11 protein-coding genes are annotated in these 14,429 nt (G+C 72.5%); 8 read left to right on the forward strand and 3 right to left on the reverse strand.

Annotated elements, in window-relative coordinates:
• From E1298_RS48645 to E1298_RS33105, 4 genes are all read left to right on the forward strand, one after another.
• Positions 1 to 1,050, forward strand: a 1,050-nt coding sequence (locus tag E1298_RS48645) for a LolA-like protein (RefSeq protein WP_165975802.1), incomplete at its 5' end; no start/stop codon positions are given.
• A 145-nt stretch (positions 1,051 to 1,195) separates the two neighbouring features.
• Positions 1,196 to 1,297: a putative leader peptide gene (locus tag E1298_RS51945; RefSeq protein ID WP_424923176.1), complete on the forward strand. Its 102-nt coding sequence runs from the start codon at positions 1,196 to 1,198 to the stop codon at positions 1,295 to 1,297.
• A 353-nt stretch (positions 1,298 to 1,650) separates the two neighbouring features.
• The gene (locus tag E1298_RS33100) at positions 1,651 to 3,492 is read left to right on the forward strand and encodes a 2-oxoacid:acceptor oxidoreductase subunit alpha (RefSeq protein ID WP_131900319.1); all 1,842 of its coding nucleotides are present in this window, start codon (positions 1,651 to 1,653) and stop codon (positions 3,490 to 3,492) included.
• Positions 3,485 to 4,579 carry a 2-oxoacid:ferredoxin oxidoreductase subunit beta gene (locus E1298_RS33105; protein ID WP_424923175.1) on the forward strand — a complete coding sequence of 365 codons (1,095 nt, stop codon included), beginning with the start codon at positions 3,485 to 3,487 and terminating at the stop codon, positions 4,577 to 4,579. The genes E1298_RS33100 and E1298_RS33105 overlap by 8 nt, the downstream gene beginning before the upstream one ends.
• Before the next feature lie 126 nt (positions 4,580 to 4,705).
• Here E1298_RS33105 and E1298_RS33110 read toward each other — a convergent pair whose 3' ends face one another.
• Positions 4,706 to 5,092 carry a hypothetical protein gene (locus E1298_RS33110; protein WP_131900321.1) on the reverse strand — a complete coding sequence of 129 codons (387 nt, stop codon included), beginning with the start codon at positions 5,090 to 5,092 and terminating at the stop codon, positions 4,706 to 4,708.
• Positions 5,093 to 5,228: 136 nt separating this feature from the next.
• Between E1298_RS33110 and E1298_RS33115 the strand changes: the two genes are divergently transcribed.
• Positions 5,229 to 6,038 (forward strand): SecDF P1 head subdomain-containing protein, encoded by an 810-nt coding sequence (locus tag E1298_RS33115; protein WP_131900323.1) that lies wholly within the window; start codon positions 5,229 to 5,231, stop codon positions 6,036 to 6,038.
• A gap of 96 nt (positions 6,039 to 6,134) precedes the next feature.
• On the opposite strand, the gene E1298_RS33120 is transcribed toward E1298_RS33115, so the two are convergent.
• Positions 6,135 to 6,962, reverse strand: coding sequence for a YceI family protein (locus E1298_RS33120; protein WP_131900325.1), 828 nt, complete (start codon positions 6,960 to 6,962; stop codon positions 6,135 to 6,137).
• 71 nt (positions 6,963 to 7,033) lie between these two features.
• Positions 7,034 to 9,709: an MFS transporter gene (locus E1298_RS51600; RefSeq protein WP_131900327.1), complete on the reverse strand. Its 2,676-nt coding sequence runs from the start codon at positions 9,707 to 9,709 to the stop codon at positions 7,034 to 7,036.
• A gap of 211 nt (positions 9,710 to 9,920) precedes the next feature.
• Between E1298_RS51600 and E1298_RS33130 the strand changes: the two genes are divergently transcribed.
• From E1298_RS33130 to E1298_RS33140, 3 genes are all read left to right on the forward strand, one after another.
• Positions 9,921 to 10,511 carry a TetR/AcrR family transcriptional regulator gene (locus E1298_RS33130; protein WP_131900329.1) on the forward strand — a complete coding sequence of 197 codons (591 nt, stop codon included), beginning with the start codon at positions 9,921 to 9,923 and terminating at the stop codon, positions 10,509 to 10,511.
• 118 nt (positions 10,512 to 10,629) lie between these two features.
• Positions 10,630 to 13,110 carry an alpha/beta fold hydrolase gene (locus E1298_RS33135; RefSeq protein ID WP_131900331.1) on the forward strand — a complete coding sequence of 827 codons (2,481 nt, stop codon included), beginning with the start codon at positions 10,630 to 10,632 and terminating at the stop codon, positions 13,108 to 13,110.
• The gene (locus tag E1298_RS33140) at positions 13,107 to 13,973 is read left to right on the forward strand and encodes an ABC transporter permease (protein WP_131900333.1); all 867 of its coding nucleotides are present in this window, start codon (positions 13,107 to 13,109) and stop codon (positions 13,971 to 13,973) included. Before E1298_RS33135 ends, E1298_RS33140 begins: the two co-directional genes overlap by 4 nt.
• The last annotated feature ends 456 nt before the right edge of the window (positions 13,974 to 14,429 follow it).

The following is a 14,429-nucleotide window of genomic DNA, read 5'->3' on the forward strand; positions in this document are numbered from 1 at the left end:
GGGCGGCAGGTCTCGGCCGGGGCGGGCCTGCGCTACGACGGGTCGATGACGGTGGACGGCAAGCCCGTCCAGGCGAGCCTGCGGGTCACGCGGTCGGGCTCGGCGAGCGGCACGCTCACGGCGGGCCCGCTGAAGGCGGACGTCGTGGCGGTGGACGGCGTGACCTATATCAAGGCCGGGGCGGCGTTCTGGCGCGACTACGCCGGGGAGACCGGGCATCCGGAGAACTACGCGGGCCGCTGGTCCAAGGCGCCGGCCTCGATGCCCGGGTTCGACGTCCCGGACGTGCTCGGCCCGCAGGCAATCGCCAAGCGGCTCGCCCAGGCGCCGGCGGACCCGCCCACCGAGGACGTGAACGGCGCCCGCGCGTTCAAGGTCAAGACCACGGGCGCGGACTACCTGGTCTCGGCGGCGGCCCCGTACCGGCTGCTCGGCGTGCGGACCGCCGGGCGGGGCGACCCGAGGTTCACCGTCGCGGACGTGCCCGACCCGGCCCCGCTGTTCGCCGAGCTGCGCCCGCGCGTCGCCGCGCTGGGCGGCGCCGCCGACCCTTCGCTGCATTTCGCACCCGGGAAGCTGACCTTCGTCAACTGCGACCAGAACACGAGCGGCTGCACCGTGAGCGTGCCCGCCACGCTCACGGCCCCGGTCCCGGCGCCCTCCGGTGCGCGCGCCGCGCTGCGGGCGACGATCACGTCCAAGGGCCGTCCGCTCGGCTCGTGCACGACGTCGGCCGCGGTGCCGTCCTCGCGCGATCTGGTGCTGCGCTGCACCGTCAAGGGACGGACCTGGCGGATGTGGATGAAGGCGGCCCTGGACCAGCCCGGCGCGCATCCGTACGAGGCGCAGGCGCGCGTCGTCGGGGAGGCGCTGGCCGCGTCCGGGGTGGGGGACCTGCTCGCCATGATCGATCGTGAGCGCGGGACGAAGCCGAAGCGCTCGCCCGGCGCCGGGGCGGGGCCACCCTCGGCCAAGCGGTCCGCGCCTCCGGCGGGCCGGTGGTCCGCGCCCCCCGCGAGCCCTCGCACTGGCATCCCGACCAGGCGCTGACCGCCGACTGGTCCTGCTTTGGCCGGGTCTGACCAACTTCACGGCTGTCGCGCGCGGGACAGGCTTGCGGACCTGCGGCGCCACGGCCGGGGGCCGGTTCAGCAGAACTTTATTCGGCCTGTCTAGACTTCGGGACGTGAACTCCGTGCCACCGGGGAGCCCCGGCTCCCCGACGACTCCTGGGCGGCTCGTGCGCCGGCTGCACGTCGACCTGTGCCGCCAGGCCAGTTCCCTGTGTTCGCGATGAACTCGGGGACCTGTCCAGGTCGTACCACCGGATAGGACCTGCCCGAATCCGGGGGAGTCGCATGAACCCCTGTCCAAAGTGATACGTCTTGTGTTACGGGGCAGCGACTCCCTGGACGAGGGGTGTCACATGACGGGCGGAGCGGTGGTCCCGGTCGATCCCTCCCGCGACCGGCGGCCGCCAGCAGGACGTCGGCGGACCCGCGAACGGGCCCGTCCGCCCGTCTACCGTGCCTCCCGTCCCCCGATAACAGCATCCCATCCCGGACATACCATGAAGGTAAGCCTAAGTAGCATCACGATCCTGGGTGCCTCCCCCAGGACGGGTGCTGCGCGTCGAGGAGGTCTTCCTCTGTGACCAAACAGGTCCAGCAACTCGACCGCGTCATCATCCGCTTCGCCGGTGACTCCGGTGACGGCATGCAGCTGACCGGCGACCGCTTCACCCAGGAGACGGCGGCGTTCGGCAACGACTTGTCGACGTTGCCGAATTTCCCGGCCGAGATCCGCGCCCCCGCCGGGACCCTCCCCGGCGTGTCCAGTTTCCAGTTGCACTTCGCCGACCACGACATCCTCACCCCGGGCGACGCGCCCAACGTCCTGGTCGCCATGAACCCCGCCGCGCTCAAGGCCAACCTCGGGGACCTCCCCCGCGGCGCCGACCTGATCGTCAACACCGACGAGTTCACCAAGCGCAACCTGGCCAAGGTCGGCTACGCGGCGAGTCCCGTCGAGGACGGCTCGCTGGCCGAGTTCCGGGTGCACGCGCTGCCGCTCACGTCGATGACGGTGACGGCGCTGACGGATTTCGAGATCTCCAAGAAGGACGCCGAGCGCGCCAAGAACATGTTCGCCCTCGGGCTGCTGTCGTGGCTGTACCACCGGCCCACCGAGGGGACGCTCGCGTTCCTGGAGAAGAAGTTCGCCCGCAAGCCCGACATCATGAAGGCCAACATCGCGGCCTTCCAGGCGGGCTGGAGCTATGGCGAGACCACCGAGGCGTTCTCGGTGCAGTACGAGATCAAGCCGGCCGAGCACGACCCGGGGCTCTACCGCAACATCACCGGGAACGTCGCGCTCTCCTACGGCCTCGTGGCCGCGGGACAGCAGAGCGGACTGCCGATCTACCTGGGCTCTTACCCGATCACTCCGGCGTCCGACATCCTGCACGAGTTGTCCAAGCACAAGAAGTTCGGCATCAGGACCTTCCAGGCCGAGGACGAGATCGCGGCGGTCGGCGCCGCGCTGGGCGCCTCGTTCGGCGGGTCCCTCGGCGTCACGACGACGTCCGGGCCCGGCATCGCGCTGAAGAGCGAGACGATCGGGCTGGGGGTCGCCACCGAGCTGCCGCTGCTGGTCATCGACGTCCAGCGGGCCGGCCCCTCGACCGGGCTGCCGACCAAGACCGAGCAGGCCGACCTGCTGCAGGCCATGCACGGCCGCAACGGCGAGGCGCCCGTCCCGGTCATCGCGCCGCGGTCCCCGTCCGACTGCTTCGACGCCGCCCTGGAGGCCGCCCGGATCGCGGTGAAGTACCGCACCCCGGTCATCCTGCTGTCGGACGGCTACCTCGCCAACGGCTCCGAGCCGTGGAAGCTGCCGGACGTCGCGTCCCTGCCGGTGATCGAGCCGAACTTCGCCGCGCCCGACCAGGAGGACTTCCAGCCCTTCAGGCGCGACCCGGAGACCCTGGCACGGCCGTGGGCGATCCCGGGCACGGCGGGCCTGGAGCACAGGATCGGCGGCCTGGAGAAGGCCGACGGCTCCGGCAACATCTCCTACGACCCGGCCAATCACGACCGCATGGTCCGGCTCCGCCAGGCCAAGGTCGACGGCATCGCGAACGACATCGCGCCGCTGGAGGTGGACGACCCGTCCGGCGAGGCCCGGGTCCTGGTCCTCGGCTGGGGCGGGACGTTCGGGGCGATCTCCGCCGGCGTCCGCCGCGTCCGCGGGAACGGGCAGCTCGTCGCGCAGGCCCACCTGCGCCACCTCAACCCGTTCCCGGCCAACCTGCCCGAGGTCCTGCGGTCCTACGACAAGGTCGTGGTGCCGGAGATCAACCTGGGCCAGCTCGCGCTGCTGCTGCGCGGCCGGTTCCTCGTCGACGTGATCGGCTACAACCAGGTCCGCGGCCTGCCCTTCAAGGCCGAAGAGCTGCAGGGCGTCATCCAGGATGTGATCGACAGTGAGTGACCACGGCGTCAACGGATCGAACGGTGCCGGCGCCACGCCGGCGAACGGCCGGTCCCTGCTCTCGCTCGTGCCGAAGGCCGACGGGAAGCAGACGTTGAAGGACTTCAAGACCGACCAGGAGGTGCGCTGGTGCCCCGGCTGCGGTGACTACGCCATCCTCGCCGCGGTCCAGTCCTTCCTGCCCGAGCTCGGCCTGCGCCGCGAGAACATCACGTTCGTGTCCGGCATCGGCTGCTCGTCCCGGTTCCCGTACTACATGAACACCTACGGGTTCCACTCGATCCACGGCCGCGCCCCGGCGATCGCGACGGGCCTCGCCACGTCCCGTCCCGACCTGTCGGTCTGGGTGGTCACCGGCGACGGCGACGCGCTGTCCATCGGCGGCAACCACCTGATCCACGCGCTGCGCCGCAACGTCAACCTCAAGATCCTGCTGTTCAACAACCGGATCTACGGACTGACCAAGGGCCAGTACTCGCCGACGTCCGAGCTCGGCAAGATCACCAAGTCGACGCCGATGGGCTCGCTGGACGCGCCGTTCAACCCGCTGTCACTGGCGATCGGCGCGGAGGGCACGTTCGTCGCCCGGACGATCGACTCCGACCGCAAGCACCTGCAGTCGGTGCTGCGGGCGGCCGCCCAGCACCGGGGCACCGCGCTCGTGGAGATCTACCAGAACTGCAACATCTTCAACGACGGCGCGTTCGAGCCGCTGAAGGACGCCTCCGTCCGCGACGACATCACCGTCCGGCTGGAGCACGGCGAGCCGATCGTGTTCGGCGCGGAGGGGACCAAGGCGCTGCGGCGCTCCCCTTCCGGCTCGTTCGAGGTCGTGAACGTCGCGGACGCGGACCCGTCCGAGATCGTCGTGCACGACGCCCACAACCCGGACCCGTCGCAGGCGTTCGCGCTGTCGCGGCTCGACTCCCCGACGTTCGAGCACACCCCGATCGGCATCTTCCGCGACGTGGACCGCCCGTCCTACGACGAGCTGATGCGCGAGCAGTTGGACGAGGCCGCCGAGACGCAGGGCAAGGGAGACCTCGCGGCGCTGCTCAGCAGCGGCGACACCTGGCGCATCGACTAGCGGAGTTCGCCTCCGGCGTCGTCTTGCCGTGCAGGTGGGGCGCTCGTGCGAGGGTTCGAAGCCCGTCCCCGGTTCGCCGGGGACGGGTTTTCGCGCATTGAAAGCCCGCGAACGGGGCACGGTTCATCACGAGGCGAGCGTCCGCGGACCGGCGCGCCGATCGGCGACCGCCTCGGACCAGGGCACGATGCGGGACGCCGCCTCGTTTTGACAGACTGTGGAGATCATGTAGCCCGGGGAGGTGTCGATGCGGGTCGTGCCGCGCCGCAGCAAGGGTCGTCCGCAGAACGAGGAGCCCTCACGCGCCGACGCCCCCGCGCGCGAGCCCGCGCCCGCGCCGCCGCGCAGCGAGCCGCCTCGAAGCGGGCCGCCGCGCAGTGAGCCGCCACCGGCCGCGCCGCCACCCGCCGTGCCGCCGACCGGTGAGCCGCCTCGGAGCGAGCCGCCTTCCGCCGCGTCGCCCGCCACCGGGAAGCCGCCCGCGCCTGAGCAGCCCGTCTCCCCACCGCCCAAGGCCGCTCCGACACCCACACCGGCGGAGGCCCTTGGGCAGAACTGGCCGTCACCTGCGGCACCCCCGCCGGGGCCAGGGCAGCCGACCGGGCCCACGCAGCCGACGGGGCCCACGCAGCCGTCCGGGCAAGCGCAGTTGTCCGCGTGGCCCACGCGGGGGTACGCCCCGGCACACGCCGCGCCCTCCGGGACGACCACCAAGCGAGCACGCACGGCGAGTCCGCCACCGGCGGCCCCGGTTTCGGACGGGGCGACCGCGGAACTTCCGACCGCCCCCTATGCGGGCACCGCGGGGCCGGTTCTGGACGCGGACCAGCGGCACAGGGAACGGGTCGCGAAGCGGCGGCGCGCGGCAGCGGAGGCCAAGCGCAGCCGCGCGGAGCAGCGGCAGAACCGGGCCCGCCGGAACGCGGCGCCGGAGGCGAGGGCGACCGATCAGCACCGCTCGGCGATGCTCATCATGGTGCTCACGCTGGGCCTGCTGATCGCGGCGGTCGCGGTGACCGGCGGGATGATCGCGGCCTCCATGCGCACCCGGCCGGTGACGCTGGCCGCCCCGCTGCACGTCTACCCCGTCACCCAGGCGACGCCCGGTCAGTGCCCGGCCGGGACCAAGGGGATCACCGGGCAGGCCGGCACCGGGCCGACCTGCTATCAGCTGATCCGGGGGATCGCGATCCACAAGGTCGCCGACCTGCGCGTCCAGAAGTCCCGGGGGACGCCGGGCGGCTACGACGTGGCGGTCACCCTGCGGCCGGTCGACCGGCGCGCCTTCGCCAACCTGACCCGCGCCATGGTGGGCCGCGACCTGGCCTTCGTCGTGCGCGAGCGCCTGGTCACGCTGCCGCGGGTGGACATGGCGATCCTGGACGGGAAGGTCGTCGTGACCGGCTCCCCCGACCGCGCCTCGGCCGACAAGCTCGTCCGCGAGCTCAAGGGCCGCTGACCACGGGCCGCAGGCGGGCAGGCCGCGGTCTGCGAACCGCGGGTCGAGGGTCACGGACGGCAGGCCGCGAGCCGCGGAGTCAGACCTGCGCGGGGGTCAGACCTGCGCGGGTTCCGTGCCCTGGACGGCCTGGATCTCCAGCTCGACCTTGAGGCTCTCGCCGACCATGGCGATGCCCGCCTCCAGCAGCTGGTTGTACCGGATGCCGAAGTCGGCGCGGCGCAGCTCGGCCGTCGCGCGGAACGCGGCCCGGACGCCGCCCCACGGGTCGGCGCCGCTGCCGAGGTAGATCATGTCCAGGTCGACCGGCCGCGTGATCCCGTTGAGGGTGAGGCGGCCGTGCACCGTCCAGCGGTCCGGTCCGGCGGGGGTCAGCGCGTCCCCCTCGTACGCGATGACGGGGTGGGCGTCGACGTTCATGAAGTCGGGCGAGCGCAGGTGATCATCGCGCAGCTTGTTGCCGGTGTCGATGGACGCGGCCTCGATCCGGGCGGTGACCCGTGACGCCTCCACCGGCTCGGCGATCTCGACGCGCCCCTCGAACGTCCCGAACCGGCCCCGGACGCTCGTCAGGCCGAGGTGCTGCGCGACGGCGCCCACGTTCGAGTGCGCCGGGTCGATCGTCCACGGGCCGGGCGGCGGGATCTCGGTGCCGCCCGCGCGGTCCAGCACGAGCGTCCCGAGGTCGGCCGACCCGGAGGCGGGGACGATCAGCGTCGAGGCGGCGGGCCGGTGGCCGGCCGCCGTCACGATCACCGTGTAGGTCCCGGCGGGCAGCGGACCGGCGGCGAGCACGCCGTCCTCCCCGGCCCGTTCCCGCCCGACCTGGCGGCCCGCCAGGTCCGTGACCGTGACGATGGCGTGCCGCACCGCCCAGCCGTCCCTCGTCCGCACCGATCCGCGCAGACCCCGGTTCTCATCCATCAACGACCCGCACTCCAGGTTCGTGCTCTCATGGTCCCGGTGTCCCGGGCCGGTCCCGGGGATCGCATCCGTCACTCGTCCGGGTAGCCGAGCTTCAGGTCGTACCCGTCCTCGCCGCCGCCCGACAGCGACAGCCCGGTGGCGACCGGCGGGTAGCCGGAGGCGATCACGGTGTACTGGCCGCCGACCAGGTCGGTGAAGGCGTACTCCCCGTCCGGGCCGGTGATCATCATTGCGACGACGTTGCCCGCCGCGTCCACCAGCGTGACCCGGGCGTCCCCGAGGGGCGCGCCCGCCTCGTCGCGGACGGTGCCGCGCACGCGGGCGCCCGGCGGCAGGTCGACGTCGAGGCGGCTCCGCCCGCCGCCCGCCACCTCCACCGGCAGCGCGACCGGACGGTGCGCGGCGGCGCTGACGGCCAAGGTGTAGCTGCCGGACACCACGTCCTTGAACATGTACCGGCCGCCTGCGTCCGTGCGTCCGGTGCCCACGACGTCGCCCCGGACGTCGGTGACGACGACCATCGCGTTCGCGATCGGGGTGCCGTCGGCGCCGCGAACCGTCCCGGCGAGGCCGCCGTTGCCGGCCAGCAGCAGGTCGAACTCGACCGGACGGTCCCGGACGACCAGCGTGGCCGCCTGCGGCTCGTGCTCGCCGGTCGCCGCGATCAGCACGTACGTGCCGGGCCCGGGGGCCGGCAGCGCGTACCGGCCGTCCGGCCGGGTCATCGCGCGGGCGAGCTGGTGCCCGTCCACCCCGATCAGGGTCAGCGCGGCGGACGGGACGGGCTCGCCGTCGCCGGTCCGCACGACGCCTCGGACAGGCACGCCGCCGCCATGGGCAGGCACGCCGCCGCGGTGGGCCGGGTCGTCGTTCTGCGCCATCGCGTTCGGCTGCCCGGGGAAGCGCGCCTGCGCGGCCATCGTTTCGGACCGCTCCACATTGCCGCCGAGGCCCGGCTCGTCTCCGCCGGACGCTCCGGCCAGCGCCATGCCGTTGGGTGACAGCCCGTTCGGGGAGCTCTCGTTCATCGCACCACCCCTCTCATCGGATCCGGGGGCCGCGGCGACGGAAACGAGCTCCTGCTCCGTGGCGGGCCGCTGATCGTAGCCGCTGGCCTGCCCGCTCACCACCCCTGCGCCCACCGGGTCCGTGGCTGAGGCGTCGGCCGGGGCAGCGGGGGCCGCCGCGTGCTTCCCGCCGGAGCCGCGCAGCGGCAGCTCCTTGAGGGCCAGCACCGCGACGAACCCGATCACCGCCACCGGGATGCCGACCATGAAGACGCTCTGCAGCGCGTTGGTGAACGCGGTCAGCACGATGTGCTTGAACGGCTCGGGCAGCGCCTGGATCTGGTCGGGCGAGCCCAGCTTGCCGCCGCCCGCGGGGAGCGCGACGTGCGCCTTGCCCAGCCCGTCGGCCAGCTCGTCCCCCAGCCGGTTGTTGAGGATCGCGCCGAACGCGGCCACCCCCATCGCGCCGCCGAGGTTGCGGAAGAAGGACACGCCCGAGGTCGTCGAGGCCAGGTCGGCGGGGGACGCGGCGTTCTGCGCGGCCAGGATCAGGATCTGCAGCGTCAGCCCGAGCCCGATCCCGAGGACGGCGAGGTCCGCGCCGATGAGGAGCTTCGACGAGCCCACGTGCAGCTGCGACAGCATGTACATCGACACGGCGACGAACCCCAGCCCGAGCACCGGGAAGAGCTTGTACCGGCCGGTCCGGGTCACGAGCTGCCCGGAGCCGGTGGACATGACGAGCAGGCCGACGACCAGCGGGAGCGTCATCAGCCCGGAGGCCGTCGGGGTCATCCCCTTGACGATCTGCAGGTACTGCGGCACGTAGACCATCCCGCCGAACATCGCGATGCCGATGCAGACCGAGGTGAGCCCGGACAGGACGAACGTCCGGTTGCGGAACAGCCGGGGCGGCAGGATCGGGTCGCGCGCCGTCCGCTCGGCCACGACCGCGAGGACGAGCAGCGCGGCGGCGGCCCCGAGCAGGATGTAGGTCCACTGCGAGGTCCACGCGAACTGGTGGCCGCCCATGGACAGCACCAGCATCAGCGCGGTCGCGCTCCCGGTGATGGTGAACGCCCCGAACACGTCGATGCGGGTGTCCCGGCGCACCTTGGGCAGCTTGAGCACCCGCTGGATGACCAGGAACGCGATCACCGCGAGCGGGATGCAGACGTAGAAGCACCAGCGCCAGCCGAGGCCGTCCGCGTCCACGATGAACCCGCCGAGCAGCGGCCCGGCCACCGTCGCGACACCGAACACCGCGCCCATGTAGCCGGAGTAGCGCCCGCGCTGCCGGGGCTCGACGACGTCGCCGAGGATCACCTGCGCCAGCGCGGACAGCCCCCCGACGCCGAGCCCCTGGGCCGCGCGGGCCGCGATGAGCTCGCCGATGTTCTGCGACAGGCCCGCCGCCACCGACGCGATCACGAACAGCAGCAGCGCGCTCTGGAACATGAGCTTGCGGCCGAAGATGTCCGACAGCTTGCCCCACAGCGGCGTCGAGGCCGTCATGGTGAGCAGCGCGGCGCTGGCCACCCACGCGAGCTGGTCCTGGCCGCCGAGGTCGCCGACGATCGTCGGCAGCGCCGTGTTGACGACCGAGGTGGAGATCATCGCGGTCAGCATCGCCATCATCAGCCCGGAGAGGATCTCCAGGATCTGGCGGTGCGTGTAGTGCGGTCCCGGTTGCTCCGGCGTCGCGGGACCGCTCGACGCCACGCTCGCTTGAGCCACCCTGCCCCCATGGAACGATAATTACCTGTGCATTGCACATATCCTATGTAGACGCTTGTTTACTTGCAAGTCGAGGAATACTGGGATCCGTCCGGAACGGAGGGTGATGAGGGAATTGGTGATGCGAGTCGAGGACACGGCACGAGCCGACCCCCTCGCGTCCGGCGAGACCGGGACGGCTGGCGAAACCGGGGCGCCTGGCGAGACTGGGATGGTTGGCGAGACCCGGGCGCTCGGCGAGACCGGGGAGCGGCCGAAGCGCAACCGCGAGGCGACGCGGCGCCGCATCCTGGACGCGGCGCGCGACCTGTTCGGCGAGCACGGCTACGACGGCGTCACCGTCCGCATGATCGCCGCGGCGGCCGAGGCGAACATGGCCCTGGTCAACCGCTACTTCGGCTCCAAGGCGGCCCTGTTCGGCGAGGTCCTGGCGGGTGAGTCCGCCCTGCGCGGCGTCATCGCCGGCGACCCGTCCGGCCTGCCCCGCCGGCTGGCCGAGCACTTCGTCCGCCAGGTCGTCCGTCCCTCCCCGACCCCGATGACGCGGATGCTGGACCGCTCGGCCGGCAACCCGGAGGTCAAGCAGATCCTCCTCCGGTACCTGGAGGACATGATCGTCGAACCGCTCGCCGCCCAGCTCGACGGCCCCGACGCCCGCGCCCGCGCGCTCCTCGCCTCGACGATCATCATGGGCGGCGGCCCCGTCCGGCGGCTCCTCGGCCTCAACGACCTGCGCGCCGCCGACCCGTCCGACCTGACCGACCGGCTGACGGCGATGTTCACCGCCGCCCTCGCGCCCTGATGAGGGACACGTACGTCTCAAGGCGTAAGGACGGGGCGGCGCGTACGGCACCGGGCGCAGGAGGGATCGACCTTAGGGGCGGAGCTAGCGGCGGCCAGGCGCGAATAGGGTGCAGAACATGAGGCTGGGGGGAGCCGGGCGGCTCCGGGAGCGGTGGGGCAGGACGAGCCGGGTCGCGCGCTGGACGGCGGCCGGGGCAGCCGTCGCGCTGGTGGGCGGCGGTGCGGCATGGGGCGTCACCGCTGACGGCGCGCCGCGCGTCCAGTCGCTTGACCAGCGGATAGCGGTGGTGGACGGGCCGAAGGACGACCAGCGCGTGTCCATCGACACGACGTTCTACAAGCCCGTGGGCCGGACGAAGGGCCCGGCGATCATGCTGGGGCACGGCTTCGGCGGCGACAAGAACGACGTGGTGGGCGAGGCGCGCGCGCTGGCCCGGGACGGTTACGCCGTGCTGGCCTGGTCGGCGCGCGGGTTCGGCCACTCGACCGGCGAGATCGCGCTGAACTCCCCCGACTACGAGGTCAAGGACACCCGGCAGCTCATCGACTGGCTGGCCAAGCGCCCGGACGTCCAGATCGACGGGCCCGGCGACCCGAGGGTCGGCATGGCGGGCGAGTCGTACGGCGGCGCCATCGCCCTGATGACCGCCGCGTACGACAAGCGGGTGGACGCCATCGCGCCGCAGATCACCTGGAACAGCCTGGCCGACGCGCTCTTCCCCAACGCGACCGGGGCGGGCGCCGAGAAGGGCGTCTTCAAGAAGCTGTGGGCCGGGCTGTTCTTCACGAACGGAGCGGGCGGCTCGGCGTGCGGGCGCTTCCTCCCCTCCCTGTGCGCGATGTACCAGAAGGTCGCCGAGGAGGGCCGTCCCACATCCGACGCCGTCGCGACCCTGCGGCGGTCGAGCCCGGCGTCGGTCGCCGACCGGATCAAGGTGCCGACGCTGCTCGTCCAAGGCCAGGCCGACTCGCTGTTCCCGCTCGACCAGGCCGACGCCAACGCACGCGCCATCGCCCGGAACGGCGCACCGGTGTCGGTGGTCTGGTTCCAGGGCGGCCACGACGGCGGCGACTCCGAGACCGACCGTGTCCGGGGCCTGCTGCGCGACTTCTTCGACGCGCGGCTCCGGCATGCCCCGTCCTCCCGCGACGGCTTCACCGTGACGCGCGCGGGCGGGCTCGACTCGTCCACCCAGCAGGTCGTCGTGGAGCAGGCCAGGACGCGCACGTATCCGGGGCTCGGCGCGGCCCCGCAGCCCCTCCCGCTGAACGGCGGCGAGCAGACGATCCAGAACCCGGCGGGCGGGTCCCCCGCGTCCATCTCCGCGCTGCCCGGGCTGGGCGCCCTCGGCGGCCTCACCGACCTGGGCGGCGGCGGCGCCGGGCTGCCGGCCGACATGCCCGGCCAGTCCGCCAGGTTCGACACCCGCCCGCTGGAGCACCCGCTGCGGCTCACCGGCGCCCCCAGCGTCCGGATCAAGGTGGCCGGGGACGGCGACATCCCGCTGTTCGCCAAGCTGTACGACGTCGCGCCGGACGGACAGGCGTTCCCCGCCCGGCGCATCGCCGCCGCGCTCCGCGTGACCGGCGGCGGCGAAGCCACCGTGACGCTCCCGGCCATGGACTACCGCTTCGACCGAGGCCACCGGCTCCGCCTCGTCGTCGCCAGCACCGACATGGGGTTCGCCACGCCCCCGAAGCCCGCCTCGTACAAGGTGCAGGCGGTGTCGCCGCTGACGGTCCCGACCGTCCCGGCGCTGACGGCCGAGGCCGCCCCGACCCCCGCGTGGGTCTGGGGGCTGCCCGCCGCCGCGCTCGCGATCGCCGCGGCCATCCTCGTCGGCGGCCGCCGCCGCGACACCGGGCGTCCCGCGCTCGGCGACGTCCCGCTGGAGATCACCGGGCTCACCAAGGCGTACAAGAACGGCCACCTCGCCGTCGTCGACCTGTCGTTCCGCGTGGAGAAGGGCCAAGTGCTCGGGCTCCTCGGCCCGAACGGCGCAGGAAAGACCACCACACTCCGGATGCTGATGGGCCTCATCCGCCCCGACTCCGGCGAGATCCGCATCTTCGGGCACCGCGTCACGCCCGGCGCGTCCGTCCTGTCCCGCCTGGGTTCCTTCGTCGAAGGACCTGGTTTCCTCCCCCACCTCTCCGGTCGCGACAACCTCGACCTCTACTGGCGCGCAACCGGCCGTCCCCTGGACGAGGCCCACATGGACGAAGCGCTGAGAATCGCCGGCCTCGGCTCCGCGCTCGACCGCACCGTCCGCACGTACTCGCAGGGCATGCGGCAGCGCCTCGCGATCGCCCAGGCCATGCTCGGCCTGCCCGACCTCCTCGTCCTGGACGAGCCCACCAACGGCCTCGACCCGCCGCAGATCCGCGAGATGCGCGAGGTGCTCGTCCAGTACGCCGCCGCCGGACGCACGGTCATCGTCTCCAGCCACCTCCTCGCCGAGGTCGAGCAGACCTGCACACACGCGGTCGTCATGGCCGGCGGCCGCCGCGTCGCGGCCGGACCCGTCTCCGAGATCACCGGCTCCGGCCGGCGCCTTGAGGACGCCTTCCTGGAGATCATCGGAGAGGCACCATGACCCCGACCGCACCCCTGGAGGGGACCGGCGCCTCGCCCAGCTACGCTATCCGGCGGACGCTGCCGCTGCGGGTCGAGGCCGTCCGCCAGTTCCGCCGCCGCCGCACGCTCGTCGCCTTCGGGATCCTGCTCGTCCTCCCCTGGGTCCTCGTCGGCGCCTTCAAGATCGGCGGCGACCCGGAACCCGACGGCGTCCCCAGCCTGGTCGACGTCGCCACGTCCAGCGCGCTCAACTTCGCCCTGTTCGCCCTGTTCGTCTCGACGGGTTTCCTCCTCGTGGTCGCGGTCGCACTCTTCTGCGGCGACACCGTCGCGAGCGAGGCGGGCTGGTCGTCCCTCCGCTACCTGCTCGCCGCCCCCGTCCCGCGCGCCCGGCTCCTGCGCCAGAAGCTGATCGTCGCCCTGTCCTACGCCGTGATCGCCGTCGTCAGCCTGCCCGCCATGTCCCTGGTCGCGGGCACGGTCGGCTTCGGCTGGGGCGACGTCGAACTCCCCACCGGCGGCACCGTCCCGGTGAGCACCGCACTCGGCCGCATGGCGATCGTCATCGGCTACTCCCTCGTGGCCCAGCTCGTCGTCGCGGCCCTGGCGTTCCTCCTCTCCGTCACCACCGACTCCCCGCTCGGCGCCGTGGGCGGCGCGGTCGGCCTGGTCATCGTCAGCAACATCCTGGACGCGGTCACCGCCCTCGGCTCATGGCGCGACTTCCTGCCCACCCACTGGATGTACTCCTGGATGGACGCCCTCCAGCCCCAGATCCAATGGACCGGCATGGCCAAGGGCGCCGCGCTCTCCATCTCCTACGCGGCCGTCCTGTTCGCCCTCGCGTTCCGCCGTTTCCGCAACCGCGACATCGTCTCCTGAACCCGGCGCGGGCCCCAAGACCTACCTCGACCATCACCATTCGCAACAGAATGAACGCGGTCAGCGATCCCGCCTTCTAGAAAATCGGTCGAACCGGCAGAGGTTGTCGCATAAGCTCGGCGAACCTCTCGTACGGCGGGCGCGTCGTACGAAGTACATGCGACATCGGCTCGATCGACGGGTTAACACCTGGCCCGACGGGGGAGATGATCACCATGGCACGGCAGCAGCTCATCAAGCGCCCTAAGCCCCCACGTCAACCGAGCCCGCTCGACCTCAGGACGCCTTCAGGCCGTCTCCTGCCATACTGACCGACCTCCCGCGTTCCGCGGCCGTCCAAGCCTCATGGGCCTCCCTCCTCGGGGAGGCCCTTCACTTTCCCGGCCGCTACCGGCCAGCGGCAGAACAAACACTCCCCGCGGCCGCCCCCGACGAACCGCCCGATCTGTTCCAGAC

This window comes from Actinomadura rubrisoli (genome assembly GCF_004349215.1).
Taxonomy (GTDB): Bacteria; Actinomycetota; Actinomycetes; order Streptosporangiales; family Streptosporangiaceae; genus Spirillospora; species Spirillospora rubrisoli.